Here is a 25186-nt window from a genome sequence, read left to right as displayed (position 1 = left end):
CCGGTCTATTTACTTGGATGTCTGTGTGTGGAGGGAGAGGCGGAAAGCTGTTGCCGTGCAATTACTGAAGGGCGATGTACTTGGTCTCCAGGTATTCCTCGATACCTTCACTGCCGGCTTCACGGCCGATGCCGGATTCCTTGATGCCGCCGAACGGCGCGGCCACATCGGAGATGACGCCGCGGTTGACGCCCACCATCCCGGCCTCGACTGCCTCGGCGACCCGCAAGGCACGGTCCAGGCCCTGCGTGTAGACGTAGGCGGCCAAGCCGTACTCGGTGTCGTTGGCGGCATCGATGCCGGCCTGTTCACCGTCGAACCCGATGATCGCGGCGACCGGTCCGAAGATCTCCTCACGCAGGAGGCGGGCATCGGCCGACACGTCGGCGAGCACCGTCGGCGGGTAGAAGAAGCCTTCGCCTTCAACGGGTTTGCCGCCGGTGGCCACCGTGGCGCCCTTGCCGACGGCGTCCTGCACCAGCTCGTCGACCGTGGCCCGTTGCTTGGCGGTGATCAGCGGACCGACCTGGCTGCCGGCCTGGTCGCCCGGGCCGGTGGCCAGTGCCGCCATGCGAGCGGCGAGCTTTTCGGTGAACTCGGCGCGGACCGCGTTGTCGACGTGGATGCGGTTGGCGGCGGTACAGGCCTCACCCATGTTGCGCATCTTCGCCGCCATCGCACCGTCGACCGCGGCGTCCAGATCGGCGTCATCGAACACCACGAACGGGGCGTTGCCGCCGAGTTCCATCGAGGTGCGCAGCACCCGATCGGCCGACTGCGCCAGCAGCTTTCGTCCGACGCCGGTGGAACCGGTGAACGTCAGCTTGCGCAGCCGCGGGTCCGCCAGCAGCGGGCCGGTCAAACCGGCGGCATCGGTGGTCGGCAGGATCGACAGCACGCCGGCGGGCAGGCCGGCATCTGCGAACACCTGACCCAGCAGCAGCATGGTCAGCGGGGTCTCCGCCGCGGGCTTGACGATCATGGTGCAACCCGCCGCCAGCGCCGGGCCGATCTTGCGGGTACCCATGGCGAGCGGGAAGTTCCACGGTGTGATCGCCAGGGTCGGGCCGACGGGCTGCTTGGTCACGAGGATCCGGCCGGTGCCGGTGGGCGACTGCGTATAGCGGCCGTTGATCCGGACCGCTTCTTCGGCGAACCAGCGCAGGAACTCGCCGCCGTAGTTCACCTCACCCTGGCTCTCGGCCAACGGCTTTCCCATTTCCAGGGTCATGGTCAGGGCGAAGTCGTCACGGCGCTCCATGACGAGCTCCCAAGCGCGTCGCAGGATTTCGGCGCGTTCGCGGGACGGGGTGGCAGCCCATGACGACTGCGCGGCGACTGCCTCATCGAGGGCGCGGGCACCGTCGGCGGGCGACGCGTCGGCGACCTCGATGAGCACGGCATCGGTGGCCGGGTCGTGCACGGCGAACCGGGCGCCCGTGGACGCCGGGACCTGCAGGCCGCCCAGCCACAGCTCGGTGGGCATGGACTCCAGCAGCGTGGTGCGGTCGATCATCGGGCAGCCGCCATTTCGCGCACGATGTCGGCCAGGACGGCGATGCCCTCGTCGAGCAGTTCGTCGCTGATCACCAGCGGCGGGAGCAGTCGGATGATGTTGCCGTACGAGCCGCACGTCAGGAGGATGACGCCGCGCTTGAAGGCCTCTGCCGCAATGGCTTTCGTCAGTACCGGATCGGGTTCGTCGGTACCCGGTTTGACGATCTCGATGGCCAGCATGGCGCCGCGCCCACGGACGTCGCCGATGATTCCGGTGTCGGTGAGGGCCTGCAGCTTGGGCACCACCGCGGTTTCGATAGCGCGTGCCCGGGCGGGCAGGTCCATCTCGGCCATGGCGTCGAGCGTGGCGAGCGCCGCGGCACAGGCCACGGGGTTGCCGCCGTAGGTGCCGCCCAGGCCGCCGGGGTGGACGGCGTCGAGCAGGTCGGCGCGACCGGTGATGGCGGCCAGCGGCATGCCGCCGGCGATGCCCTTGGCCATGGTGATGATGTCGGGGACGATGCCGTCGTGCTCGGAGGCGAACCACGCCCCGGTACGGGCGAAGCCCGTCTGCACCTCATCGGCGATGAAGACGACGCCGTTGGCCTTGCACCAATCGACAAGGGTGGCAAGGAATCCCGGCGCGGGCACGATGAATCCGCCCTCGCCCTGCACGGGCTCGATGATCACCGCGGCAAGGGAGGCGGCGCCGATCTGGGTCTCGATGCGGCTGATGGCGGCCTTCGCCGCGGCCTCGCCGGTCAGGCCGTCACGGTAGGGGTACGACGCCGGCATCCGGTAGACCTCCGGCGCGAACGGGCCGAACTGCGACTTGTAGGGCATGGCCTTGGCGGTCAGGGCCATCGTCATGTTGGTGCGGCCGTGGTAGGCGTGGTCGAAGGCGACCACGGCTTGCCGGCCCGTCGCCAACCGCGCGACCTTGACGGCGTTCTCGACGGCCTCGGAGCCGGAGTTGAAGAATGCAGTGCGCTTCTCGTGATCACCGGGGGTCATGGCGTTGAGCCGCTCGGCGAGTTCCACGTAGCCCTCGTACGGGGTGATCATGAAACAGGTGTGGGTGAAGCGCGATGCCTGCTGGGCCACCGCCGCCGCGACCGCGGGATGCGAGGCGCCGACGCTGGTGACGGCGATACCCGAGCCCAGGTCGATGAGCGAGTTGCCGTCGATGTCGACGATGACGCCGCCGTCGGCGTCCGCGGCGTAGATCGGGGCCGAGGAGCTGACGCCGGCCGCCACGGCGGCCTGCCGGCGCACCGACATCTCGGCCGATCGCGGACCGGGCAGCGCGGTGACGATGTTGCGCTTCTGCGCCAGTCGATAGGTGATGTCGGTCATCGGTTGCTCCTGGTGATCGAACGGCTTGTGTACTTGCGATTCTGTGCTGTTCGGGCGCCGATGACCATGTCCATGTTGTCGATTTGCTGGACGGTCTGCACGCCATTTTGTCGTGTGTGCAGCGATTGCGCCGAAACCACACTGTGAACACCGCCAAACCAACATTGACCAGGGGTGAACCGTGACCGAACCAACTCGCCGCACAGCCCGCGGCAGCCGCGCCGCCAAGGCCACGACACCGGCGAAGGCGCCGGCGAAAACCCCGGCCAAGACGCCGGCCAAGGCGCCGGCAAAAGCTCCGGCGAAGCGGGTGTCCAGTCGGGCTGTGAAGGCGGTTCCCGTCGTGCCCGCACCGGCGCCCGAGGTGAGCGTGGGAACCGATGCCGCGTTCGCGTCTTCGCCGGTCTCGACGCTGCACCTGCGGAACATGCGCAACATGTCAGAAGTCCGGCACTTCTTCCGCACCAATGACGTGCCCATCTACTTCGTCGGCGCGACCCCGTTCAACCTGCTGGGTCTGGACCGGTGGGTGCGCAGGTTCTCGTTCGTCACCTACTACGACGGCTGGGACGGCTCCCACCCGCACGTGTTCAGCCCGGCGCACAAGCCGTACCGCGAGTTCGAGAGCGGCGAGGAAATCAACAACTGGCTGCTGCGCAATCCCGAGGTGCGGGCCCACATGCAGCGTGGCCTGGCGCCGGGTGTCCGGCCGAAGGTGGCCATGGTGTTCTTCGATGCCGAGACCGAGGCCATCTGCGCCGAACTCGGCTACGACCTGATCCTGCCGCCGGCCGCACTGCGCGAGCACCTGGACTCCAAGCTGGTCACCACCCGCCTGGGCAACGAGGCGGGGGCGCCGAGCGTCCCCAACGTCCTGACCAACGTCGACAGCTACGAGCAGCTCACCGCGGCCGCCGAAAAGGCCCGACTGGGTAATGAACTCGTGGTGCAGACGCCGTACGGCGACTCGGGCAAGACCACGTTCTTCATCTCGTCGGAAGCCGACTGGCGCAAGTACGCCCCGCACATCGTCGGGCAGGACATCAAGGTGATGCGCCGGATCAACAACCGGCCGGTTGCCGTCGAAGCGGTGCTGACACGGTGCGGCACCGTCGTCGGCCCGTTCATGAGTGAGCTGACGGGCTACGCCGAGCTGACGCCGTACCGCGGCGGTTGGTGTGGCAACGAGATGTACGCCGATGTACTCACACCCGAACGGCGTGCCACCGCAACGCAATTGGTGCGACGGCTCGGCGACCGGCTGGCCGCCGAGGGCTACCGCGGGTACTTTGAGGTCGACGTCCTGGTCGACACCGACGACGGCGAGGTCTACCTGGGTGAGCTCAATCCGCGCATCAGCGGCGCAACCTCGATCACCAATGTGACGGCCGGTGCCTACGCCGACGTGCCGCTGTTCCTGTTCCACCTGCTGGAGTACATGGACGTCGAATTCGACCTCGATGTCGACGAGATCAACGAGCGCTGGGAGCAATTGGCGTCCGCTGATGTCTGGAGCCAGATGGTGATCAAGGAAACCAGCGACACCGTCGAGCAGCTGGTCGGAACGCCCGCGACGGGGCACTACGCACTGGATACCAACGGCGCGTTGGTGTTCCGCCGGGCCGCGCTGGACTGGCACCAGTTGCAGGACGAGTCCGAGGCTTTCTTCCTGCGGATCTACCCTGCCGGTGACTACCGGTGGAAGGGCGCTGACCTGGGGGTGCTGGTGACAAAGGGCCGGCTGCAGTGGGATGCCGCGCAGGGTGGAACCGCGCTGACCATCCGGGCCCGCCATCTGATCGATTCGATTCGTGCGCTGTACCGCGGCGTGCCGTTGGCGCAGTCCGCGTCGTCGCCGGCCGTCGTGGGCGGGAGCGTGAAGTCCCTATGATGAGGTCATCGCGCCGGCTCCCTCGGCGTCGTGCGACAGGAGCGGCCGTGCTTGGTTCAGACCCGGGCCGCACGCCGTCCGCGATTTCCCTGGCGAATTGGCAGTCCGCGCCGCACCTGCACTGGTCGTTCCAGCACGTCGCTGAATTCCTGCCCACCGCAACCATTTCCCGCGGTGCGGGTCCGGTGGCGCCACTACCGTCGGCCTATTCCGACATCTCGGCTGTTGCGGTGACACTGCCTGACGGCACGCCCTCGACGGTCGGGCAGGTGATGGCGGCGACCGCCACCGACGGCTGGATCGTGACGCATCGCGGCCGAGTGCTCGCCGACCAGTACTACGGCGGCATGCAGCCCGACACGGCGCACCTGCTGATGTCGGTGAGCAAGACCCTGATCGCGGCGGTGGCCGGCGCACTGGCCGGTTCCGGAGCGCTCAACGTCGACGCCCTGGCGTCCGATTACGTTCCGGCCCTGGCCAGCTCCGGCTACTACGGCGCGACGGTCCGGCACCTGCTGGACATGCGCTCGGGTATCGCGTTCTCCGAGGACTACCTCGACCCGGCCGCCGAGGTGCGGGTGCTGGAACAGGCCATCGGCTGGTCGCCGCGTACCCGTCCCGATGTGCCGGCCACGATGTACGACTTCCTGCTCACGCTGCGGCAGAAGGGGCCGCACGGCGGGCCGTTCGAATACCGTTCTTGCGAAACCGATGTGCTCGGCTGGGTGTGCGAGGCCGCGGCCGGCGTGCGGATGCCGGAGTTGCTGTCTCAGCTGGTATGGAGCCGGCTGGGCGCCGCCTACGATGCGAACATCGGCATCGACTCGATGGGCAGCGGCATGTTCGACGGCGGCATCAGCGCAAGCCTGAGCGACCTGGTGCGCTTCGGCTCGCTATTCCTGAATGACGGAGTGTCGCTGCTGGGCGAGCAGGTGCTGCCTGCCGCGTGGGTCGCCGATACCGTTGTGGGAGGCCTGGATTCGCGAGAGGCGTTCGCCTACAGCCCGGGCGACAACCGGATGCCCGGCGGCATGTACCGCAACCAGGTCTGGTTCCCGTACCCGGGCAACGACGTGCTGCTGTGCCTGGGCATCCACGGCCAGATGATCTACGTCAACCGGCCGGCTGGGGTGGTGGCCGCCAAGCTGTCGAGCTGGCCGCTTCCGCAACACGCGCACATGCTGTTCTCCACGCTGCGCGCGTTCGACGCGGTGTCGGCCGCGCTGCAGTGACCGGCGCCGCGCTACGACCGCGGCCTGCGGAAGTAGCTCGGCGCGGTGCCTTCCCAGCGCTTGAAAGCATGGGTGAAGTTGGCTGTTTCGGCGTACCCCAGGTGCCGGGAAATCTCGTCCACGGAAAGGTCCTGCTGGAGGAGCTCGACGGCGAGGTGGCGGCGGACCTCGTCGAGCAGTGCGCGGTAGGACGTGCCTTCGGCGGCGAGTCGACGGCGCAGGGTGCGCTGATCGATGTGCAATTCGTCGGCGATGGTCGGCATCGATGGCAGTTCACCGGGGTTGTGTAGCAGCCGGCTGCGGACCTGACCCGCGACGCCGACGCGAGACAGCCTGCGTTCGAGCAATTCCCGGCATTGCTGCTCGATCTTGCGCGCCGTGTTCGCGTCGGCGAGCGGTGACGGCATCTCCAGCACGTCATGTGTGGCGGCGATGCGGTTGGTGCGCCGGTCGGCACGTACGTCGGACGCGGGAAGCCCCCACAGTTCGGCGAGTTTCGCGGCGCGATCGGCGTCGAGCGTCGTGTCTGCCCACGTCGGTGTCAGGGCCAGGTTCGCGCCCTGGGTCGCGGCGACGAATCCGGCCAGGTCCCGCTCGACGATGAATGACCTGACATCGGTGGGTAATTCACTGTCGTCGGCGACGAGGTACCCGTATTCGTCGTCGGTCTCCACCGAGAAGCGCAGGTGAGTGGGGGAGAGCGCGAGGTAGGGCAGGATCAGCTCCAAACCCTGCCTCAGGGTGGGACTGGCCAGGATCAGGAAGCCGAGCAAGCCGGCCCGGCCCAGGGTGGAGTGCACCCCTACCTCGATGCCGACGCCCGGCCTGTCGCCAAGTCTCGCAATGAGATTGCGGATGACGTCGAATTCCTGGTGGGCCCAGATCTCGGCGTTCTCGTCGTCCAGGTCGGCTTCGGTCAGCCCGCTGCCCGCGAGACATTCGGCGGCCGTCATCCCATGCGCGATGCCGCCCTGCACCATGATGCGGACGCCTTCGGTGCCCCGCGGCACCGCCCAGACCGGGGCCACTCCCACTGTCCGAAAATACCAAATCGACGTCCCGTCGGAACATTCAGTCTCGTCGGCCCCGGCCGTAGCGTTTTCGGCAGATGCAACCAACGAGGGTTGCCGGACAAGACGGAGTGCCGAATGTCGTCAGTCGAAGTGGCCGATCGGGCGGACAGCCAACCCGCCGCGCGAACGGCGTTGCCCGATCCGGGCGAGCAGGTGCCGAAGTTGGCATGGCCGACCGTCGCGCTGTTTCTCGCCGGAGCCGCAGCTTTCGTCGCGTCTACCGTCGCCTACCTGGGTGGCGCCGCTCCGACATGGGTGCCCATCGTGGTCAACGCGGTGGTGACCTTCACGATGTTCACCGTCGTCCACGACGCGGTGCACTACGCCATCAGTTCGACGCGCTGGGTCAACGGGTTGATCGGGCGGTTGGCGGTGCCGTTCGTCCAGCCGTTCATCTCGTTTCCCTCGTTCGGCTTCATCCACATTGAGCACCATCGGCATTCGAACGATGACGAGAACGATCCGGACACCTTCGCCTCCCACGGGCCGGCGTGGCAGCTGCCGTTCCGGTGGGCTGTGCTCGATATGTGGTACGGCAACTACCTGATTCGTCGGCTACGCAGCCGCCCGAAGGCGGAGGTCGTCGAAACCCTGGCGTGCGTGACCATTTCGGTGACCGGATTGATCGTCGCGATCATGACGGGCCATTTCTGGACGCTGGCCGTCGTCTTCATCATCCCGCAACGGATCGGGGTTGTGGTCTTGGCGTGGTGGTTCGACTGGATGCCGCACCACGGCTTGGCGGACACCCAACGCAGCGACCGCTACCGGGCGACCCGGAACCGCGTCGGCATGGAGTGGCTCTACACCCCGTTGATGTTGTCGCAGAACTATCACCTGGTGCACCACCTGCACCCGTCGGTGCCGTTCTACCGGTACACCAAGACCTGGCGTCGCAACGAAGAGGCGTACCTGGACCGGGGCGCCGCGATTTCCACGGTGTTCGGACAGGAGCTCAACTCCGAGGAGTTCCGGCAGTGGAAGCGGTTGAACGGCAACCTCGGACGAGCGTTGCCGGTGCGGATGCCGGCCCGCTCCAGCTCTCCGCATGCGGTGTTCCACCGGATTCCGGTGGCCGCCGTCGACCCGATCACCGCCGACAGCACCCTTGTGACGTTTGCCGTTCCCGAGGCCCTGCAGGATCAGTTCCGCTTCGAACCGGGTCAGCACATCTCGGTGCGCACCGACCTGGGCGGTGCAGGGGTGCGTCGCAGCTACTCGATCTGCGCGCCGGCCACCCGCGCGCAGCTGCGGATCGCGGTGAAACACATTCCGGGAGGCACGTTCTCGGGCTTTGTCGCCAATCAGCTCAAGGCCGGTGACGTCCTCGAGGTGATGACCCCGGCCGGCAGCTTCAGTTCGGCGTTGCATCCGTTGCACCGCAAGCATTACGTGGGCCTGGTGGCCGGTAGCGGCATCACGCCGGTGCTGTCGATCCTGGCGACCGTCATGGAGCTCGAAACCGAGAGCCGCTTCACCCTCATCTACGGCAACCGCACCAAGGAATCGACGATGTTCCGCACGGAACTCGAACGTCTCGAATCCCGCTACGCCGACCGCCTCGAAATCCGCCACGTGTTGTCGACCGAGCCCCGGCACACCGCGGAGCTGTCCGGCCGCATCGATACGGAACGACTGAGCCGATGGCTCACGACGGACCTCCACCCCGACACCGTGGACGAGTGGTTCCTGTGCGGCCCTGCCGCGATGTCCATCGGTGCACGCGAGACACTGATCGCGGGTGGCGTCGACCCGGAGCGGATCCATCTGGAGTTGTTCACCGGCTTCGACCGTGCCGACGCGCCGGCCCGCGACTACCAGGCGGCAGCGGTCACCTTCCGGCTGTCCGGACAGCAGCAGACCGTCGACCTCGCCGCCGGCGACACGATTCTGGAAGGTGCGCTGCAGAACGGCAACAGCGCGCCCTACTCCTGCATGGGCGGCGCGTGCGGCACCTGCCGGGCCAAATTGCTCAGCGGCACAGTCGAAATGGACCAGAACTTCGCCCTCGGGCGCAGTGACCTCGACGCCGGCTACATCCTCACCTGCCAGTCCCACCCGACCAGCCCGACAGTGTCGGTCGACTACGACGCTTGACGGCGTTGCCAAGGGCAAGCGCTTCGCAAGTAGTCGGGCTGGACGTCCCTGAGTTCAATCGCGGCGGCGATCTGCCGGTGGTTATTGAAGCCAGGGACGGCCAGCCGCCGAGAAAGATACCTCCCGTCAATCATGATGGCTTGCAGCGCATCGTGATTGAAGGGAGGTAGTCGTCTGGGTGGTGTCACCGGGAGTGAGTGCACCGACGCACGCTTCCCCTCGACTTTTGTGCCCAGGTTGCAGGGTGAACAGGGAAATCCGGGCCGGGCGCGTTGACTGTGTATCCACGTACACCGTTACTCGACCTTTTACGCCCAGAATGCAGAGTCAACGGGTCCACGACAATCCCCCACACAGGACGACGCGCCCCGCCATGCCGAAGCATGACGGGGCGCGTCCAACCCGCTCAGGGCAGCGGGGGTGTGTCCATCGTCAGGGTCTCGCCCCGGAAGAACGCCGGCTGGGTGGCGCGCATGCCGAGCATGAGCACCGCGCCGAAGATCAGGATGCCGAAGCCCAGATAGAACACCAGCCCGATGCCGCCGATCTCCGCGCCGCTGCCGCTGGCCGTCGGATCCATGCTGACGAGCACCGATTTCACGAACACCGACAGCAGCATGATGCCACCGAGTAGCGGGAACACCAGCTTGTAGATGACATTGTGCGCGTTGAGGAACAGTTCCTTGCGGAAGAACCACACACAGGCGAATGCCGTGATGCCGTAGTACCAGCAGATCATGATGCCAAGGGCGGCAATGGTATCCAGCAATGTGCGCTCGGACAGCAGCGTCACGATGGTGTAGAACGCGGCGGTCACCACGCCGGCGACCACGGTGCTGTACACCGGCGACAGGGTTCGCGGGCTGACGCTGGCGAACCGCTTGGGGAAGGCGCCGTAGGTGCCCATCGCCAGCATGGTGCGGGCGGCCGGCAGCACGGTGGTCTGCAGGCTGGCGATCGATGAGGCGAACACGGCCAGCAGCAGCAACGGGCCGCCCCAGTCGCCGAGGACCGGATAGGCCAGCGCGCCGAAGACGTTGGCCGCGTTGTCCTTGTTGCCCAGACCCAGGCCGGTGTCACCGATCCCGGCGTACATCATGACGGCGACCGCGACCAGGAGGTACGTCAGCAGAATCGACAGGACGCAGAGCAATCCGGCGCGGCCGGGCACCTTGGTGGGGTCCTTGCATTCCTCGCCGAGGGTCAGACAGGTGTCCCAGCCCCAGAACGCGAAGATGGAGCCGATGAGCCCGATCACGAAGGCACTCATGGTCAATCCGGTGAACGGGTCGAACCAGTCGATGTCGAAGCTCAGGTGTCCTTCGACGCCGCCCGACCGGACGATCGCGATGATCGAAAACGTGATGAGCACGATCATCTGGAAGCCGACCAGCACGTACTGCACCTTCTCGCTGGTCGTGATGCCGCGGCACGAGATGTAGGTGGCGATGGCCAGCAGCGCGACGGTGGACCCGATGTTGACCCAGACGTGGTCGGCCGAGAGTGTCGCGAGCTTTTCGTTGTGCAGCACCTTGCCCAGGAACTCATAGCCGAACTGGACACCGATCGAGGCGAGATTGGACAGCACGATGATCGTGGCGATCACCATGCCCCAGCCGCACATCCAGCCGACGTACGGGCCGAAAGCCTTGGTGGACCAGGTGAATGACGCGCCGCAGTCGGGTGCCCGCGAGTTCAGTTCGCGGTACGCGTAGGCGGTCAGGAACATGGGGATGAAGCCGGCGATCAGGATGGCCGGCATCTTCAGCCCGACCGCCGCGACGATCAAACCGATGCTGGCGGTGAGCGTGTAGCCCGGCGCCACAGTGGAAATACCGAGGATGGCTCCGGTGATGGTGCCGATTCTGCCTGCGGCGAGGCCCTTGGCGACGAGGCCTTCTTCCCGCTCTACGCGAGCGAGGTCGGAATCGGCCAGTTGTTCAGTCATTATCAGCCCCTTCATCTTTCGGAACCACGATCATGGGGACCTGCAGCACGCGCAGCATCTTGGCCGCGGTCGATCCCAGGAAGAGCCGGCGGGGTTGTGCGAGCCGGCTGGACCCGACCATGATCACGTCGCCGTCATGCCAGCCGAGTTTGTTGACGGCGTCCTCGACGCCCGCGCCGGTGGCGACGCGCGAAGTGACCGGAATATCTGCCGGCAGAAATGCTTTCGCTTGGTCGAGGGCCTTCTGCGCGTGCTGCTGTGCCAGTTCCAGGTCGTCGGCGTCGTCGACGGCGACCAGCGACGCCAGGCGCAGCGGTGTCCCGGTGTCCCGGCAGAGCCGTAGCGCGGCGTCCAGCAGCAGCTTGGCGCCCGGACGGGTTCCGACGGCACAGGTGACTTCGCGGATCCGTTCGTTGTGCTTCAGGCGAGCGCCGCGGGGTGCGATGACCACCGGAATCGGGGACGCGTGAACCAGGTCGTTGACCACCGATCCCAGGGACAGCGAGCCGGCGATGCCGCCGCCGGCGCCGCCGACCACCAGGGCCTCGGCCCCGGCTGCTTCTGCCGCCGCGATCAGGCCCGCGGTGCTGGACTCGTCGAAGCTCAGGTGGGTCGTCACCTTGAGGTCGCTGGGGACCCCGGCCGAGGCTGCGGCGAGCCAACTTTCGGCTTCGCGCTGCAGGATGCCGCCGGGCGTGGTGGCCAGGGCCGACCGGTCGCTGGGCAGCACCATGCACAGATCGATCTCGGCACCGAGGGTGCGGGCGATCTGTGCGCCGACGGCGACGGCGTCGTCACCACCGGGTGTCGCGAGATACGCGACGGCGATTCGTGGATTGCTCACGGCTCAGCCTTCTTCACAGTTGGAGGACATGTGGCACGCCTTCGGCGGTGTCGGCGCCACGTCGATCGAGGGGTTGCGGTCGAAGAAGCCGACCGGCTTGAGCCAGAAGCTGACGGTGTCCGCCGGCATGATCGGCCAGTCTTCCGGGCGGGTGATGTGGTGGATGCCGAACACGTACCACAGCACCACGTCGGTGTTCTCGATCGAGCGGTTCGCCGCAGTCCACATCGGCAGGCCGGTGTCTTCCTTGCTCTGCGTGACGAATTCGCCTGCGGGCCAGCGCTCGTCGGCGGAGTTGGGGGTGACCCACACGGTGTGCTCGATGGCGCGGCAGCGTGCCAGGACCGGGGAGTTCGGATCGAACATGGCCGGGAAGGCGCCGCCGGGCACCAGCTTGTAGGCCGGCGGGGTGCCGATGCCGTTGCGGACGTTGTCGTTGACGACCTTCCATGCCCGCTGGGTCTGGAAGTTCATGTCCTGCTTGCCCTCGGCCTCGGTGCGCAGCGGGGTGTTGCGCTGGCGCAGCGACAGCCCGTAGGGATTGTCCGGTCCCATCGGCTCGATCTCGGTCTCGGTGGCGTACACCGTGTTCTCGGTGCCGTCGACGTCGAGGTCGAGTCGGGCGACGAGGAAGTGCTGGTGGTACGGCGCGTAGGTGCGGTGGTCGACCAGCGTGCCGTGCGGGTGGGCCTGCCCCTCCGGGAAGTTGCTCACCACCATGATTCCCGTTGCGCGGACCTCACATTCGATGTTGCCGTCCTGGTAGAAGCGCCAGTACGTGAGGTACTCGTAGTTGGCGACGGTGACGTGGAACGACACCGTGAGGCGGCGCATCCGACGCACCTCGGCGCCGTGGTGGTGGTCGACGTGCTTCCACAGCACAGCGTTGTCTTCTTCGTGGATGCAGATCGCGTTCTTGATGGTGTACGGCTCGCCCTTGCTGTTGTGCAGCACGGCGTCCAGGTACCGGATCTCGCCGAGACAGTCACAACCCAACTCGAGCGAGGTGGTCATGAAGCCGATGCCCCACTCGCCGATGTCGAAAGCCGTTCGGCGGTAATGATCGGTGCAGTGGTCGCGGTAGGGGACCATCATCTCGGCGAACGACATCCGGTTGGCCACCGACCGCACATTGCCGTTGTCGTTGTAGCTCACGGCGTGCAGCGTCATGCCCTCGCGGTAGTTGAACCCGACGCGCAGCGACCAGTTCTGCCACTTCAGCAGGTTGCCCTCGAGGCTGAACGAAACTCCTTCGGGCTGAGTGATGTTCAGCGGCTGCAGGGGTTCCCGGGTGCTCGCTTTGCGGATGCGCTCGGGAATGTGTTGCGGGACATATTCTCCCATCATCTCCGGACGATCGACGGTGAAGGTGTCCTCGATCTCCAGCAGCTCCATGGTGTTCATGTCGATGACACAGTGGAAGCCGTTGACCGGGCCGGCGTAGGGGTTGGCGCCGTCAGCGGCCCGCACCCACGTGTCGGTCCAGCCCAGGCGGCGGTCCTTGTACTTCTCGGGCATCACGACGTCGCCGTAGGTCCAGGTGTCCATGAACACCAGGTCCATGTCGGTGATGCCGCGTTTCGCCAGGGCTGCAATGACTTCAGGGTTCTTGCGCAGGACCTCGTCGGCCTCTTCCCACTCGTCGACGGTGAAGTTGGGCTGCACGCCGGGGATGTGGTCCCACGACAGCACCGATCCGTCCGTCAACGACAACACGCTCTTGTAGGTGCGGTTGTTCGACGTGTCGAGCAGCGTCGCCAGCGCCCGCCGGTCCGGCACCGCGCCGGTCGCGTCGAACGCGGCCACCTCGGCTTTGGCGGGTTCCACCATCTCGACAGAGGTGTAGCGCCAGCCGTCGCCGACGCCGTGCGCGGCCGCGAGAATCTCGGCGACCTTGGTGAATTCCGCTGCGGTCAGCGGGTCGAGAGGGTGGAAGGTGTCGGGCATCGTGCGGCTCCTGTCGGCAGGGTGGGGTTCGAGGTGGAGGGGAAACGAGAGGTGGGACGGTGGATCAGTCGTGGGCACTCATGACGTGCTTGATCCGGGTGTAGTCCTCGACGCCGTAGATCGACAGGTCCTTGCCGTACCCGGAGTACTTGAATCCGCCGTGCGGCATCTCCGCTACCAGCGGAATGTGGCAGTTCACCCACACGGCACCGAAATCGAGTGCACGGCTGAACTTTTCGGCGGTCGCGTGGTCTTTGGTCCACACGCTCGAGGCGAGGGCGTACCGGACGCCGTTGGCGAGTTCGATGGCTTGGTCGTCGGAGCTGAACGGCTGCACCGTCAGGATGGGGCCGAAAGTCTCGTCCTGCACGATGGCGTCGTCCTGTCGTACCCCGGTGACGATCGTCGGCTCGAAGTAGAAGCCTTTGTCGCCCAGTTGTTTTCCGCCGGTGACGATGGTGGCGTGCGCCGGCAGTGCGGCGATCTTCTCGCTGACCGCGGTGAAGTGGTTGACGTTGTTGAGCGGTCCGTAGAACGCGTCGGCATCGTCGGGGAGTCCGGGCCGCAAGGTCTGCGCAGCCTCGACGAGTGCGTCGACGAACTGGTCATGGATCGACTCGTGGACGATCACGCGCGTGGCCGCGGTACAGTCCTGGCCCGCGTTGAAGAACGCGGCCTGGGCGATGCCGGTTGCGGCCTTGGTGATGTCGACGTCGCCGAACACCACAGCGGGGGCCTTGCCGCCCAGTTCCAGGTGGCTGCGCTTGAGCTGCTGGGCGGCGGCGGACGCCACGGCAATACCGGCGCGCACCGACCCCGTGATGGACACCAGGCCGAGCGCCGGATGGTCGACCAATTCGGCGCCGGTGGCGCCGGTGCCGAGCACGACGTTGAACACGCCGTCGGGCAGGATGCCCTTGCTGATCCGGGCCAGCACCAGCGTGCTTTCGGGGGTGGTGTCGCTGGGCTTGAGGACGATGGTGTTGCCGGTGGCCAGGGCCGGGCAGATCTTCCAGATCGCCATCATGAACGGGTAGTTCCACGGGGTCACCTGACCGACGACGCCGATGGGTTCGCGCCGCACGTAGGAGGTGAAGCCCTCCAGGTACTCACCGGCGGACAAGCCTTCGACCATGCGGGCCGCCCCGGCGAAGAAGCGCACCTGGTCGGCGCTCACCGCGACTTCCTCGGCGGCGATCATTGCCTTGAGCTGACCGGTGTTGCGGCACTGCGCCTCGACGATCTCGTCGCTGTGTGCCTCGATGGCGTCGGCGAGCTTCAGGAGTGCCTGTTGCCGCACGCTGGGTGTGGTCTTGCCCCAGGTCAGGAATGCCCGTTCGGCGGCGGCGACCGCGGCGTCCACATCGGCGCGGTTGGATACCGGTGCCTGGCCGACCACGGTGCCGTCCACCGGGCTGGTCAGGTCGATGGTTTCCGACGACGACGAATCGACGAACTGTCCGTCGATGTAGTTCTGTAGAAGTCCGTCGGGCATCTCGTACCGTCGCTCTCTTGCTGGGAAGGTCGTACGTCTCTGGCGGCCTTAGTGTGCGCCAGGACACACCCCTCAGCATCGGACAATCTGGGGATTTTCGGCGGACTTTTTCGACATTCTGTACATTCATGCCGGTGACGGTTCCGGTGCGATGGGTGCTGGACCAAGCTGATCTGCGGATCCGGCTGCGCGGCGGTGCCCGCGGCGTCGGTAGCGAGATCAATCTGGTCCTGACCACCGAGTTGGCTGACCCGGCCAAATGGCTGTCCGGGGGTGAGCTGGTGCTGACCACCGGGATCGGTCTGCCCCCGGGTTCCGCGGACCGGCGGAACTACCTCCGACGCCTCCACGAAAGTGGCGTCGCCGGAGTTGGATTCGGTAGCGGGCTCACCTTCGATGAAGTGCCCGAAGAACTGGTGTCTGCCGCCGAGGAACTGGGGCTCCCGCTGCTGGAGATTCCGTTGCGGACGCCGTTCGCGGCGGTCGTGCAGCGGGTCAGTTCGCGCATCGCGGCGCTTCAGTACGACGCGGTGCTGCGGGCGTCCCGGGCACAGCCACGGATCACCCGGGCTGTCGTCAGCGGTGGCCCGCAAGAGGTCGCCGCCGAACTGGGCCGGGCGCTGCGGGCGAGTGTGGTGGTGCTGGACCCCGCCGGCACCGTGATCGCGTCGCACCCGCGCAATCTCAACGTCACCACCGTCAACCTCGTGCGCGACGCCATCGAGCCCGGCGCCGCGTCGGCCGTCGCTGTACTGGCCGAAGGCGTCACCGTCGCGCAGCAGTCCATCCGCGTCGGCGGCCGCTCGCACGGCGTGCTCGGCGTGGTCAGCGAAACGGCACTGAGCCCGGTCGACCAGGTGCTATTGGGCCACGCAAACTCGCTGCTCGCGCTGGATTTCGAGAAACCGGTGCGCTTGAAGGAGGCGCAGCAGCGCCTCAACGAGCAGGCGCTGGGCCTCATCCTGACCGGCGAGGTCAACTTGGAGCCGGCCTGGGCGCAACTGTCTCAGGCCGCCGACCACCGGGGCCGGATCCGGGTACTGGTCGTCCAGGCGGATTCGGACACGAACGCCGAGGCCGACACCGCGAACCTGCTCAAGAAGGTGAGCGCGGCGATCCACGATCAGCTCGACCAGGCAGGCCAGCCCGCTTTCGTCCACGGCGCCGACAACTGGCTGGCCGTGCTGTTGCCGGGAGCGGAGGCCGACGAGGTTGCCGCCGCGCTGGTGGCCCGCATCGATGCGTCGTTGCGCCGGACCATCCGCTTGGGCCTCAGCGGAATTCAGCCACTGACCAAACTGGCCGAGGCCGTCGACAACGCCCGGCTTGCGGCCTCCGTCGCGGAATGCGGGCGGCCACCGCTCGAATTCTCCGCGCTGGCGGGCAGCGCGCTGCTGGCGTTCGGCGAGAGCCGGGACGTGCTGGTGGCGCTCGGCGCGGCCGTCCTGACTCCGGTCCTCGACCACGACGCCGAGTTCGGCACGGGATTGCTCACGTCGCTGCGCGCATACCTGGAAGCCAACGGCCACTGGGAATCCGCCGCCGCGGCCGTCGGCGTGCACCGGCACACCATGCGCAAGCGCATCGAGACCGCCGAGGCGCTGCTGGGTTGCGATCTGGCGATCGCCCGAGTCCGCGCCGAGCTGCTGCTGGCGATCTTGGCGCGGACGCCGGGCAACTGATCAGCCCACCAAACCACCGGCCGAGGAGCGCCGCGACCGACGGCTTCATTACCTTACCCCCTACCGTATAAACGGTGGTTGTGAGATGCCGGGCAAGTTCGTTGGCACATACCCCAGGGGGCATGCTATGAAGGAAGGGTATGGGCCGGGCGGAGAGCCTGATCGGATCGAATGGCCAAGGATTGCAACATGGCTCGCCGGATCGACTTTCGCCGCGGCCACTGAAGGGAGTGAATCATGTGCCAGGCCAAGCGTTGTTCGCAGTGCGGCAAGACCACCTGGTCGGGCTGCGGAATGCACGTGGACGCCGTCAAGGCCACGGTGCCCGCCGGCCAGTGGTGTGACGGGCACGCCAAATCCGATCGACCGTCTCGCATGAAGTTCTGGAGGTAGGAACGTGAAAGACAAGAAACTCGTCATCCTCGGCGCCGGTATCGGCGGACTGTCCGTCGTCAAGGAACTCGCCGAATCCGGTGTGGCCCTCGATGATCTCGAGCTGACCATCGTCGACGAGGACTTTTCACACTTCCTCGGCTTCACCCTGCCCTGGGTGCTGCGCGGTTGGCGCGAGGAGGGCAGCGTACCCATCGAGCCCACGGTTTCCGCCCTGCGTGGCGTCAACACCGTCACCGGGACAGTCGCCGGCATCGACCATGCGGCGCGCGTCGTCACACTGGCCGACGGCGACGAGATCGAGTTCGACGCGCTCATCATCGCCACCGGTGCCCGCAACGTCATCGACAAGGTGCCCGGCCTGCGTGCTGCCGTCGATGCCGGGTCTGCTGTGCATTACTACAGCGCCGAGGCGGCCGCCGCCGCGCATGCCGCGTTGCAGCAGTTCTCCGGTGGCAAGCTCGTCTTCCTGGTCACCTCGCTGCCGTACCGCTGTCCCGTCGCGCCTTACGAGGGCGCACTGCTGGCCGCGGATCTGTTGCGGGACAACGGTCATCGGGAATCAACCGATATCGCGGTGTACACCCCGGAAAAGCAGCCGATGCCGGCGGCGGGGCCGTACGCCGGGCCGGAACTGGTGGACATGCTGGGTGTCAACGACATTGGTTTCCATGGCGAGCACGCCGTCGAGCGCATCGACGCCGAGCGGAAGGTGATCCACTTCGCCGATGGCGCCGTCGCCGAGTTCGATCTCCTGGTGTTCGTCCCGCCGCACGAGCCGGCCGTGACGATCGACGGCGCGGGTTGGATCGCCGTCGACACCGATATGGGCACCGGGTACCCGGGCATCTTCGCCATCGGTGACGCGGCCGCGCTCAACGCGGAGTCCGGGCGGACGGTGCCCAAGGCGGCGATCTTCGCCAAGAACGGGGCGAAGGCCGCGGCCCGCAACGCATTGCACTACCTCGGGCGGGTCGGCGACGGTGTCGAGCTGTCGGGCGAGGGCTACTGCTACATCGACGTCGGCGGCCGCGTCTCGGCCCAGGGCAAGGGGGACTTCTTTGCGCTGCCGCATCCGGCGATCCATCTGACCGAGCCGTCCGAACTGCTCCACCGCGACAAGCAGGCGGAAGAGAACGAGTGGCGGGCGCTGTGGGAGCGTGCTGCCGTCCCGGCCGGCCGCTGATACCCTGAGGGGTATAGCGGACCGGGCCGCGAACCAACGAAAGGTAGGTGCGACATGGTCGGTGATGAAGAGGCCGTAGCCGCTGTCCTGGCCCGGTTGCGTCGAGCTCAGGGCCAGCTGGCTGGCGTCATCTCGATGATCGAGCAGGGCCGGGAGTGCAAGGACGTCGTCACGCAGCTCGCTGCGGTGTCCAAAGCGCTCGATCGGGCCGGGTTCAAGATCGTCGCCACCGGGCTGCGGGAATGCCTGGCCGGGAACGCCGAGGAGGGCCGCGCCCCGATGACGGAAGCCGAGTTGGAGAAGCTGTTCCTGTCACTGGCCTGAGCCTGGCCCGGTTCAGCGCCGTTTGATGATTGTCAGCGACTGGTCGATCTTCTTGAACTTGGTGAAAGTCTCTGCGGGAACACCGAACACGACGCTGAGCACGTCGGGCGGCAGCTTGCTGATGGATGCGCCGATACCGATGTCGTCCTCGCCCTCCTGCGTGCTGGCGTTGAACACGATCAGCAGGCTCAGATTCTGGGTGCCCTTGTTCTCGAAGTAGTGCAGTGAGCCCTGCGGCGCGAACACCACGTCGCCGACGTTGGCCTCGAACTGCTCGGCGTGCCCCAACGGGTCGAGCAGGGTCCAGGTCGCCACGCCGCCGGTGATGACGTTGATCTCCCAGGCGCTCGGGTGCCAGTGCGGTTCGCGGATGCCTCCGGGCTCCAGGGTGACCATCACCACGCTGGCCTCCTGCCCGGTCAGGATCGGCCAATTGCCTTCGTAGGCCTGGCGCAGCGTGCCGCCGTCGAACTGCGTGGGCGCCAGGGCGCCGAGGTGGAACATGTGCGGCTGCGCCGTGTTCAGTTCGGCCGGGATGCGGGGGTTGCCGAACCGGGCGGCGTTGTCGGTCATGGTTGCGTCCTGAGTGTTGTTGCGGGGCAAGGGGGATGAGAATGCGCGGTCGGCACCGGCGCCGGCAATCGCCGCAACCCCGACTGCGCCCGCTCCGCCGAGCATCGTCCGTCGATTGATCATCATGCGGACAGATTCGTCGGCGCCCGGCGCGTTGTCGTCGTCGCTGGCACCCAACTGCGTCTTCCGGCTAGCTGCAATACGGAACGGGTGCCTGCGGTAGCGACTTTCAGCTGCCCGCGTCCCACGATGAATGCAGTCCGGAAAGCGGACGAGCCCTTCGACAGAAAGCCGCCGATCATGAAGAACCCGATCAAGTTCATCGCCCCCGCAATGGCCGCCGCCGGCATCGCCGGCGCCCTTCTGCTGGCGCCGATCGCCAGTGCCGACACCGACCCGCTGATCCCCAGTGGAACGGATCCGCATTCGTCGTACGTGTTGGGCGAGCACTTCTCCAACCACGACGAGGCCAATCAGAGTGCGGGCGGACTGGACACGTCGTTCTGATCGAGCTGCTGCTTCCCCGCGCATACGCTCCGTCCGCCGCACACCTGGTGTGCGGCGGACGGAGCGCGTTGGGGTGGAATCAGAACCGGCGGACGAAATCGAGGGCGGTGTCGGCGACCTCCTTCCAGCCGCCGTCGATGACCAGCGAGTGGCCGCGACCGGGGATTTCGACGATCTCTGTGATGTTCGGGTTCTTCTTGTACTGCTTGTAGGACGCGTTGGCGATCGCCGGGGGAACGGTGTTGTCCTTCTCGCCGGAGATGATCAGCAGCGGTCCGCGGTCGGGGTTCTTGGTGTCGACCTTGGCCTCGGTGCGCGGATTGAAGTTGGCCAGCGCGGCCTGGAACAGCGGCACACCCGCGCCGGCGACGGAGTACGCGTCATACAGCCGGTTCGCCTCGTCCTCGGAGACCGCGTTGGCGAAGCCGAAGCGGAATTGCTTGGGGGTCAACGCGATCGCGCGTCCGCGGTTGAGCGGGTTGCCGAGCACCGGGAAAGCGGCGCGCAGGGCCGACACCGGCAGCGGCAGCACGCCGCGGAACGGCGCGGGATCGATCGCGACCGCCACTTCGGCCAGACCGAGGCCTGCCAATTTCTGCGTGATCAGCCCGCCGAAGGAGTGCCCGATGACGATGGGCTTGCGATCGAGTGCGCGGATCACGTCGGCGTAGTGCGCGGTGATTTGGCCGACGCTCTTGTGTGCAAAGACCGACGGGTCGCGGCGGGCCTCGGCGGTGGTCGCCGGATCATCCGGCCATCCCGGTGCCAGCGTGACGAAGCCCTGTTCCTCGAAATATGTGCGCCAGTCGTTCCAGCTGTTCGGCAGCAACCACAGGCCGTGCACGAACACGACGGGCTGCGCGGTGGCGGCGTTCGCGCGGTCGATTTCGGCCTGTTCGCGGGCGGTGATGGTGGACATTGCGGTCTCCTAAAGTAGAAAGAACGGTCGTTCTGCTTGCTGTAACCGACGGCTGCGCCGATCTGTTCCCGCAACCAGAAAGAACGTTCTGCCCCGCGGAGTACCGTGGCGACATGACCCCTGCCGCGGTGTCCGGACCCCGCGAACGCCTGCTCCGCGCCGCCGCGGAGCTGTTCTATCGCGAAGGAATCCATGCCGTGGGCGTCGACCGGATACTCGCCGAAGCGGGCGTCACGCGCGCCACGATGTACCGCCACTTCAAGGGCAAGGAAGGCCTCGTCGAGGCGTACCTCGGGCTCGAGGACGAGACCATCCGCGGCTACTTCCGCGACGCCGCTGCGGCCGCCGGCCCGGACACCGACATGCTGGAGCTGGTGATCGACGGCATCGCCGAAGACATCGCGAGGTACCACACCCGCGGTTGCCCGTTCATCAACGCCGCCGCCGAGTACCCTGCGCCGGACAGCCCGGTACGGCAACTCATCGCCGGGCACCGCAAGTGGTTTCGCGGTGCATTGCAGGCAGCGGCCGGCGGACGCGACAACCCTGAGCAGGTCGCGGCATCGCTCGTGCTGCTGCGGGACGCCGCGCTGGTCGGCGGATATCTCGACGGAATCGACTCGACCAAGACCGCCTTCGTCCGCGCCGCCCGGCAGGCCGCCGGTATCTGTCGGTGATGCCCGGCCTGTTGCCCACCTAATACCCATTCCCAACCCGTAAGCTCGATTATGTGCAGCGACGGATCATGGGAATCGAGACCGAGTTTGGCGTGACCTGCACTTTTCACGGTCACCGCCGGCTCAGCCCTGACGAGGTAGCGCGGTATCTGTTCCGGCGAGTGGTGTCGTGGGGCCGCAGTTCCAACGTCTTCTTGCGAAACGGCGCACGTCTGTACCTCGATGTGGGCAGCCACCCCGAGTACGCCACCGCCGAATGCGACAACCTCGCACAGCTGGTCACCCACGATCGCGCCGGTGAGCGCGTCCTCGAAGACCTGCTGGTCGATGCCGAACAGCGGCTCGCCGACGAGGGCATCGGCGGCGACATCTATCTGTTCAAGAACAACACCGACTCGGCGGGCAACTCCTACGGCTGCCACGAGAACTACCTGATCGTGCGCGCCGGCGAGTTCTCCCGGATCTCCGACGTGCTGCTGCCGTTCCTGGTGACCCGCCAGTTGATCTGCGGTGCGGGCAAGGTGCTGCAGACCCCGAAGGCCGCGACGTTCTGTCTGAGCCAGCGCGCCGAGCACATCTGGGAAGGCGTCTCCAGCGCGACCACGCGATCCCGCCCCATCATCAACACCCGCGACGAGCCGCACGCCGACGCAGAGAAGTACCGCCGGCTGCACGTCATCGTCGGCGACTCCAACATGTGCGAGTCCACCACCATGCTCAAGGTGGGCAGCGCTTCGCTGGTGCTGGAGATGATCGAGGCCGGTGTCCCGTTCCGGGACTTCTCGCTGGACAACCCGATTCGGGCGATCCGCGAGGTCAGCCACGACCTGACCGGACGGCGCGCCGTGCGGCTGGCCGGCGGACGGCAGGCCTCGGCTCTGGACATTCAGCGTGAATACCATTCGCGTGCCGTGGATTACCTGCAGACGCGTGAGCCCAGCGTGCAGCTCGAGCAGGTCGTCGACCTGTGGGGCCGCCAGCTCGACGCCGTCGAGAGCCAGGACTTCGCCAAGGTCGACACCGAGATCGACTGGGTGATCAAGCGGAAGTTGTTCCAGCGCTACCAGGATCGCTACAGCATGGAGCTGTCCGACCCCAAGATCGCGCAGCTGGATCTGGCGTACCACGACATCAAGCGCGGCCGCGGCGTGTTCGATCTGCTGCAGCGCAAGGGTTTGGCCGCCCGGATCACCACCGACGAGGAGATCGATGCGGCGGTCAACACCCCGCCGCAGACCACCCGGGCCAAGCTGCGCGGCGAGTTCATCACCGCCGCACAGGAAGCCGGGCGTGACTTCACCGTCGACTGGGTGCACCTCAAGCTCAATGACCAGGCGCAGCGCACGGTGCTCTGCAAGGACCCGTTCCGGTCGGTCGACGAGCGGGTGAACCGGCTGATCGCCAGTATGTGAGCGGTACCGCCGCGCATGTAGGCGCGGCGGTCAGCTCGCAGTCCACAGCAACCACTTAGTCTGTTGGGCGTGACGACGTCCAAGGTTGAGCGGTTGATGAACCTCGTCATTGCGCTCCTGTCCACCCGTAGCTACCTGTCGGCGGAGCAGATCCGGGCCAACGTCACCGGCTACCAGGACCCGCCGACCGACGAGGCGTTCTCCCGGATGTTCGAGCGCGACAAGAACGAGCTGCGTGACCTCGGCATCCCGCTGGAGACCGGACGCGCCTCGATGATGGACGTCAACGACGGGTACCGCATCAATCGCACCGCCTACGAGCTGCCACCGGTCGAGCTGACCGGCGACGAACGGGCCGTCGTCGCGATCGCCACCCAGCTGTGGGAGTCGCAGGAGATGGTCACCGCCACGCAGAGCGCACTGCTCAAGCTGCGGGCGGCGGGCGTGGATGTCGACGCGCCCGACACGGGCGTCGCGATCACCACCGGCACCACGCAGGGGCTGCGCGGTTCCGAGGAGGCTCTCGGAATCCTGTTGTCCGCCATCGACTCCGGCCGCGCTGTGCAGTTCGCGCACCGCCCCAACCGGAGCTCGCCCTACGTCGACCGGACCCTGGAGCCCTGGGGTGTGGTCACCTACCGCGGCCGGTGGTACGTCGTCGGTCACGACCGGGACCGCAACGACGCGCGCACGTTCCGGGTGTCACGCATCGCCGGCGGCGTGCGCGCCGTGGGGCCCGACCATGCGGTCACCCGGCCCGAAGGCGTCAACCTGCGGGACATCGTGCACCGCGCGGTCGCAGAGTGGCCGGCCGGCGAACAGGCGCACGTCTGGGTGGCCGAGGGGCGGGCGACGGCGCTGCGCCGGCAGGCCGTCAGCACCTCACCCAGCGCGCGCGGTGGACGCGCCGGCGACGAGATCGTCATCGACATCGGTATGGTCGACCGGCTGGCCCGGGAGATCGCCGGCTACGGCGCCGACGCCGTGGTTCTGGAGCCGAAATCTCTGCGGGACAACGTGATCGGTCGGTTGCGGGCGCAGGCGGGGGAGAGGCTTCACAAGTGAGCAACGAGCGAGTAGCGCAGGCGGATCGCGCATGAGCAACGAGCGAGTAGCGCAGGCGGATCGCGCATGAGCAACGTGTCCACCCGCCTCGTGCGCCTGTTGAACATGGTCCCGTATTTCCAGGCCAATCCGAGGGTCAGCCACACCAAGGCCGCCGCCGATCTCGGCGTGACGCGAAAGCAGTTGGAAGCCGACCTCTGGCAGCTGTTCGTCTGCGGACTGCCGGGCGGCGGTCCCGGGGAGCTGATCGACCTCGACTTCGAGGGCGACACCATCGAGGTGATCTTCTCGGCGGGGATGGACCGCGCGCTGCGACTCACCTCACCGGAGGCCACCGGGGTGCTGATGGCTCTGCGCGCGCTGGTCGACGTACCCGGCGTGGTGGATCCCGACGTGGCGCGCAGCGTGATCGCCAAGATCGAGGAGGCTGCCGGCACGGCCGGTGCGACCGCGGCATCGGTGCCGGCCCCGGATGTCACCGGCGACGTCGAGAACAAGGCGACCGCGACGGTGCGGGCCGCGGTCCGGGACAAGCGGGCGTTGTCCCTCGAGTACTACTCCGCGTCACATGACACTGTCTCGCAGCGCGTCGTCGACCCGATCCGGGTGGCCCTGATCGGGGACCACAGCTACCTGGAGGCGTGGTGCCGCACCGCCGAGGGGGTGCGGTTGTTCCGCTTCGACCGCGTCGTCGACGCCACCGCCCTGGACGAACCGGCCGCACCGCCGGCGCCCGCGGTGCAGGCCGGACCGGACACGTCGCTGTTCTCCGCGGAGACCGCGGACCCGACGCTTCCGGTGGCGACGCTGCTGATCGACGCGTCCGCGGCGTGGATGTTCGACTACTACCCACTGGCGGTGCAGCGGGAGATTCCCGACGGCAGCTGGGAAGCCACCATGACCTACGCGTCGGACGCCTGGATGGCGCGCTTCGTCCTCGGTTTCGGATCGGCGGTCCGGGTCCTGGACCCGCCGGCGCTCGCCGACCGGGTGCGGGAGTCCGCGGTAGCGGCGCTGGCGGCGTATGAACCCGAACGTGGCGAGTAGACTCGGCCTCAACTTCTGGAG

General features: G+C 67.0%; 21 protein-coding genes. 12 read left to right on the top strand and 9 right to left on the bottom strand.

The features are described 5' to 3' along the window. Positions 1-61: 61 nt before the first annotated feature. Entirely contained in the window at positions 62-1516 is a 1455-nt protein-coding gene (locus tag QRN63_RS12665) for an NAD-dependent succinate-semialdehyde dehydrogenase (protein ID WP_285031056.1), read from the bottom strand. After that, positions 1513-2853 (bottom strand): 4-aminobutyrate--2-oxoglutarate transaminase, encoded by a 1341-nt coding sequence (gabT, locus tag QRN63_RS12660; protein WP_267316827.1) that lies wholly within the window; start codon positions 2851-2853, stop codon positions 1513-1515. Before gabT ends, QRN63_RS12665 begins: the two co-directional genes overlap by 4 nt. A gap of 181 nt (positions 2854-3034) precedes the next feature. On the opposite strand from gabT, the gene QRN63_RS12655 reads away from it, so the two are divergent. Beyond that, entirely contained in the window at positions 3035-4744 is a 1710-nt protein-coding gene (locus QRN63_RS12655; protein ID WP_502888124.1) for a biotin carboxylase, read from the top strand. Positions 4745-4791: 47 nt separating this feature from the next. Further along, positions 4792-5976: a serine hydrolase domain-containing protein gene (locus QRN63_RS12650; RefSeq protein WP_285031055.1), complete on the top strand. Its 1185-nt coding sequence runs from the start codon at positions 4792-4794 to the stop codon at positions 5974-5976. Between the two features lie 11 nt (positions 5977-5987). Here the strand turns inward: QRN63_RS12650 and QRN63_RS12645 are convergent, their stop codons facing one another. Beyond that, positions 5988-7010 carry an AraC family transcriptional regulator gene (locus tag QRN63_RS12645; RefSeq protein WP_285031054.1) on the bottom strand — a complete coding sequence of 341 codons (1023 nt, stop codon included), beginning with the start codon at positions 7008-7010 and terminating at the stop codon, positions 5988-5990. A 114-nt stretch (positions 7011-7124) separates the two neighbouring features. Here QRN63_RS12645 and QRN63_RS12640 point away from each other — a divergent pair, with 114 nt between their 5' ends. Next, a complete protein-coding gene (locus QRN63_RS12640) occupies positions 7125-9146 on the top strand; it encodes a fatty acid desaturase (protein ID WP_285031053.1) in 2022 nt (673 codons plus the stop codon). Between the two features lie 406 nt (positions 9147-9552). Here QRN63_RS12640 and QRN63_RS12635 read toward each other — a convergent pair whose 3' ends face one another. The 4 genes from QRN63_RS12635 to QRN63_RS12620 all read right to left on the bottom strand — a co-directional run bounded on the left by QRN63_RS12635 (position 9553) and on the right by QRN63_RS12620 (position 15380). Continuing rightward, positions 9553-11094, bottom strand: coding sequence for an APC family permease (locus QRN63_RS12635; RefSeq protein WP_285031052.1), 1542 nt, complete (start codon positions 11092-11094; stop codon positions 9553-9555). Beyond that, entirely contained in the window at positions 11087-11938 is an 852-nt protein-coding gene (locus QRN63_RS12630; RefSeq protein ID WP_285031051.1) for a universal stress protein, read from the bottom strand. Before QRN63_RS12630 ends, QRN63_RS12635 begins: the two co-directional genes overlap by 8 nt. 3 nt (positions 11939-11941) lie before the next feature. Then, complete coding sequence (locus tag QRN63_RS12625; protein WP_285031049.1) at positions 11942-13885, bottom strand: primary-amine oxidase; 1944 nt, start codon at positions 13883-13885, stop codon at positions 11942-11944. A 64-nt stretch (positions 13886-13949) separates the two neighbouring features. Continuing rightward, positions 13950-15380: a gamma-aminobutyraldehyde dehydrogenase gene (locus QRN63_RS12620; RefSeq protein ID WP_285031048.1), complete on the bottom strand. Its 1431-nt coding sequence runs from the start codon at positions 15378-15380 to the stop codon at positions 13950-13952. A gap of 146 nt (positions 15381-15526) precedes the next feature. Here QRN63_RS12620 and QRN63_RS12615 point away from each other — a divergent pair, with 146 nt between their 5' ends. The 4 genes from QRN63_RS12615 (at position 15527) to QRN63_RS12605 (ending at position 18965) form a co-directional block, all read left to right on the top strand. Continuing rightward, complete coding sequence (locus QRN63_RS12615) at positions 15527-17062, top strand: PucR family transcriptional regulator (RefSeq protein ID WP_285031363.1); 1536 nt, start codon at positions 15527-15529, stop codon at positions 17060-17062. A 237-nt stretch (positions 17063-17299) separates the two neighbouring features. Beyond that, positions 17300-17455: a DUF8730 family Cys-rich protein gene (locus tag QRN63_RS29725; RefSeq protein ID WP_502888123.1), complete on the top strand. Its 156-nt coding sequence runs from the start codon at positions 17300-17302 to the stop codon at positions 17453-17455. Positions 17456-17459: 4 nt separating this feature from the next. After that, complete coding sequence (locus QRN63_RS12610; protein ID WP_285031047.1) at positions 17460-18641, top strand: NAD(P)/FAD-dependent oxidoreductase; 1182 nt, start codon at positions 17460-17462, stop codon at positions 18639-18641. Between the two features lie 54 nt (positions 18642-18695). After that, complete coding sequence (locus QRN63_RS12605) at positions 18696-18965, top strand: metal-sensitive transcriptional regulator (protein WP_267316836.1); 270 nt, start codon at positions 18696-18698, stop codon at positions 18963-18965. A 12-nt stretch (positions 18966-18977) separates the two neighbouring features. On the opposite strand, the gene QRN63_RS12600 is transcribed toward QRN63_RS12605, so the two are convergent. Beyond that, the gene (locus QRN63_RS12600) at positions 18978-19664 is read right to left on the bottom strand and encodes a cupin domain-containing protein (protein ID WP_267317960.1); all 687 of its coding nucleotides are present in this window, start codon (positions 19662-19664) and stop codon (positions 18978-18980) included. A 174-nt stretch (positions 19665-19838) separates the two neighbouring features. On the opposite strand from QRN63_RS12600, the gene QRN63_RS12595 reads away from it, so the two are divergent. Further along, positions 19839-20045 (top strand): hypothetical protein, encoded by a 207-nt coding sequence (locus QRN63_RS12595; protein WP_285031046.1) that lies wholly within the window; start codon positions 19839-19841, stop codon positions 20043-20045. A 79-nt stretch (positions 20046-20124) separates the two neighbouring features. Here QRN63_RS12595 and QRN63_RS12590 read toward each other — a convergent pair whose 3' ends face one another. Next, positions 20125-20964, bottom strand: coding sequence for an alpha/beta hydrolase (locus QRN63_RS12590; protein WP_285031045.1), 840 nt, complete (start codon positions 20962-20964; stop codon positions 20125-20127). 113 nt (positions 20965-21077) lie between these two features. Between QRN63_RS12590 and QRN63_RS12585 the strand changes: the two genes are divergently transcribed. The 4 genes from QRN63_RS12585 to QRN63_RS12570 all read left to right on the top strand — a co-directional run bounded on the left by QRN63_RS12585 (position 21078) and on the right by QRN63_RS12570 (position 25165). Beyond that, a complete protein-coding gene (locus QRN63_RS12585) occupies positions 21078-21641 on the top strand; it encodes a TetR/AcrR family transcriptional regulator (protein WP_267316839.1) in 564 nt (187 codons plus the stop codon). 53 nt (positions 21642-21694) lie between these two features. Continuing rightward, complete coding sequence (gene pafA / locus QRN63_RS12580; protein WP_267316840.1) at positions 21695-23053, top strand: Pup--protein ligase; 1359 nt, start codon at positions 21695-21697, stop codon at positions 23051-23053. 69 nt (positions 23054-23122) lie between these two features. Further along, complete coding sequence (locus QRN63_RS12575; protein WP_267316841.1) at positions 23123-24118, top strand: helix-turn-helix transcriptional regulator; 996 nt, start codon at positions 23123-23125, stop codon at positions 24116-24118. Positions 24119-24184: 66 nt separating this feature from the next. Then, positions 24185-25165, top strand: coding sequence for a helix-turn-helix transcriptional regulator (locus QRN63_RS12570; RefSeq protein ID WP_285031044.1), 981 nt, complete (start codon positions 24185-24187; stop codon positions 25163-25165). The last annotated feature ends 21 nt before the right edge of the window (positions 25166-25186 follow it).

The sequence above is a fragment of the Mycolicibacterium sp. lyk4-40-TYG-92 genome, assembly GCF_030209435.1.
Taxonomy (GTDB): domain Bacteria; phylum Actinomycetota; class Actinomycetes; order Mycobacteriales; family Mycobacteriaceae; genus Mycobacterium.
This window is presented reverse-complemented; position numbering and strand designations above follow the sequence as displayed.

Bases quoted from the DNA above. Each gene is read 5' to 3' on its own strand.
- QRN63_RS12640 (WP_285031053.1), top strand. From the start codon at position 7,125: ATGTCGTCAGTCGAAGTGGCCGATCGGGCGGACAGCCAACCCGCCGCG.
- QRN63_RS12635 (WP_285031052.1), bottom strand. From the start codon at position 11,094: ATGACTGAACAACTGGCCGATTCCGACCTCGCTCGCGTAGAGCGGGAA.
- QRN63_RS12590 (WP_285031045.1), bottom strand. From the start codon at position 20,964: ATGTCCACCATCACCGCCCGCGAACAGGCCGAAATCGACCGCGCGAAC.
- QRN63_RS12665 (WP_285031056.1), bottom strand. From the start codon at position 1,516: ATGATCGACCGCACCACGCTGCTGGAGTCCATGCCCACCGAGCTGTGG.
- QRN63_RS12570 (WP_285031044.1), top strand. From the start codon at position 24,185: ATGAGCAACGTGTCCACCCGCCTCGTGCGCCTGTTGAACATGGTCCCG.
- QRN63_RS12625 (WP_285031049.1), bottom strand. From the start codon at position 13,885: ATGCCCGACACCTTCCACCCTCTCGACCCGCTGACCGCAGCGGAATTC.
- gabT (WP_267316827.1), bottom strand. From the start codon at position 2,853: ATGACCGACATCACCTATCGACTGGCGCAGAAGCGCAACATCGTCACC.
- QRN63_RS12595 (WP_285031046.1), top strand. From the start codon at position 19,839: ATGAAGAACCCGATCAAGTTCATCGCCCCCGCAATGGCCGCCGCCGGC.
- QRN63_RS29725 (WP_502888123.1), top strand. From the start codon at position 17,300: ATGTGCCAGGCCAAGCGTTGTTCGCAGTGCGGCAAGACCACCTGGTCG.
- QRN63_RS12605 (WP_267316836.1), top strand. From the start codon at position 18,696: ATGGTCGGTGATGAAGAGGCCGTAGCCGCTGTCCTGGCCCGGTTGCGT.
- QRN63_RS12600 (WP_267317960.1), bottom strand. From the start codon at position 19,664: ATGATGATCAATCGACGGACGATGCTCGGCGGAGCGGGCGCAGTCGGG.
- QRN63_RS12585 (WP_267316839.1), top strand. From the start codon at position 21,078: ATGACCCCTGCCGCGGTGTCCGGACCCCGCGAACGCCTGCTCCGCGCC.
- QRN63_RS12620 (WP_285031048.1), bottom strand. From the start codon at position 15,380: ATGCCCGACGGACTTCTACAGAACTACATCGACGGACAGTTCGTCGAT.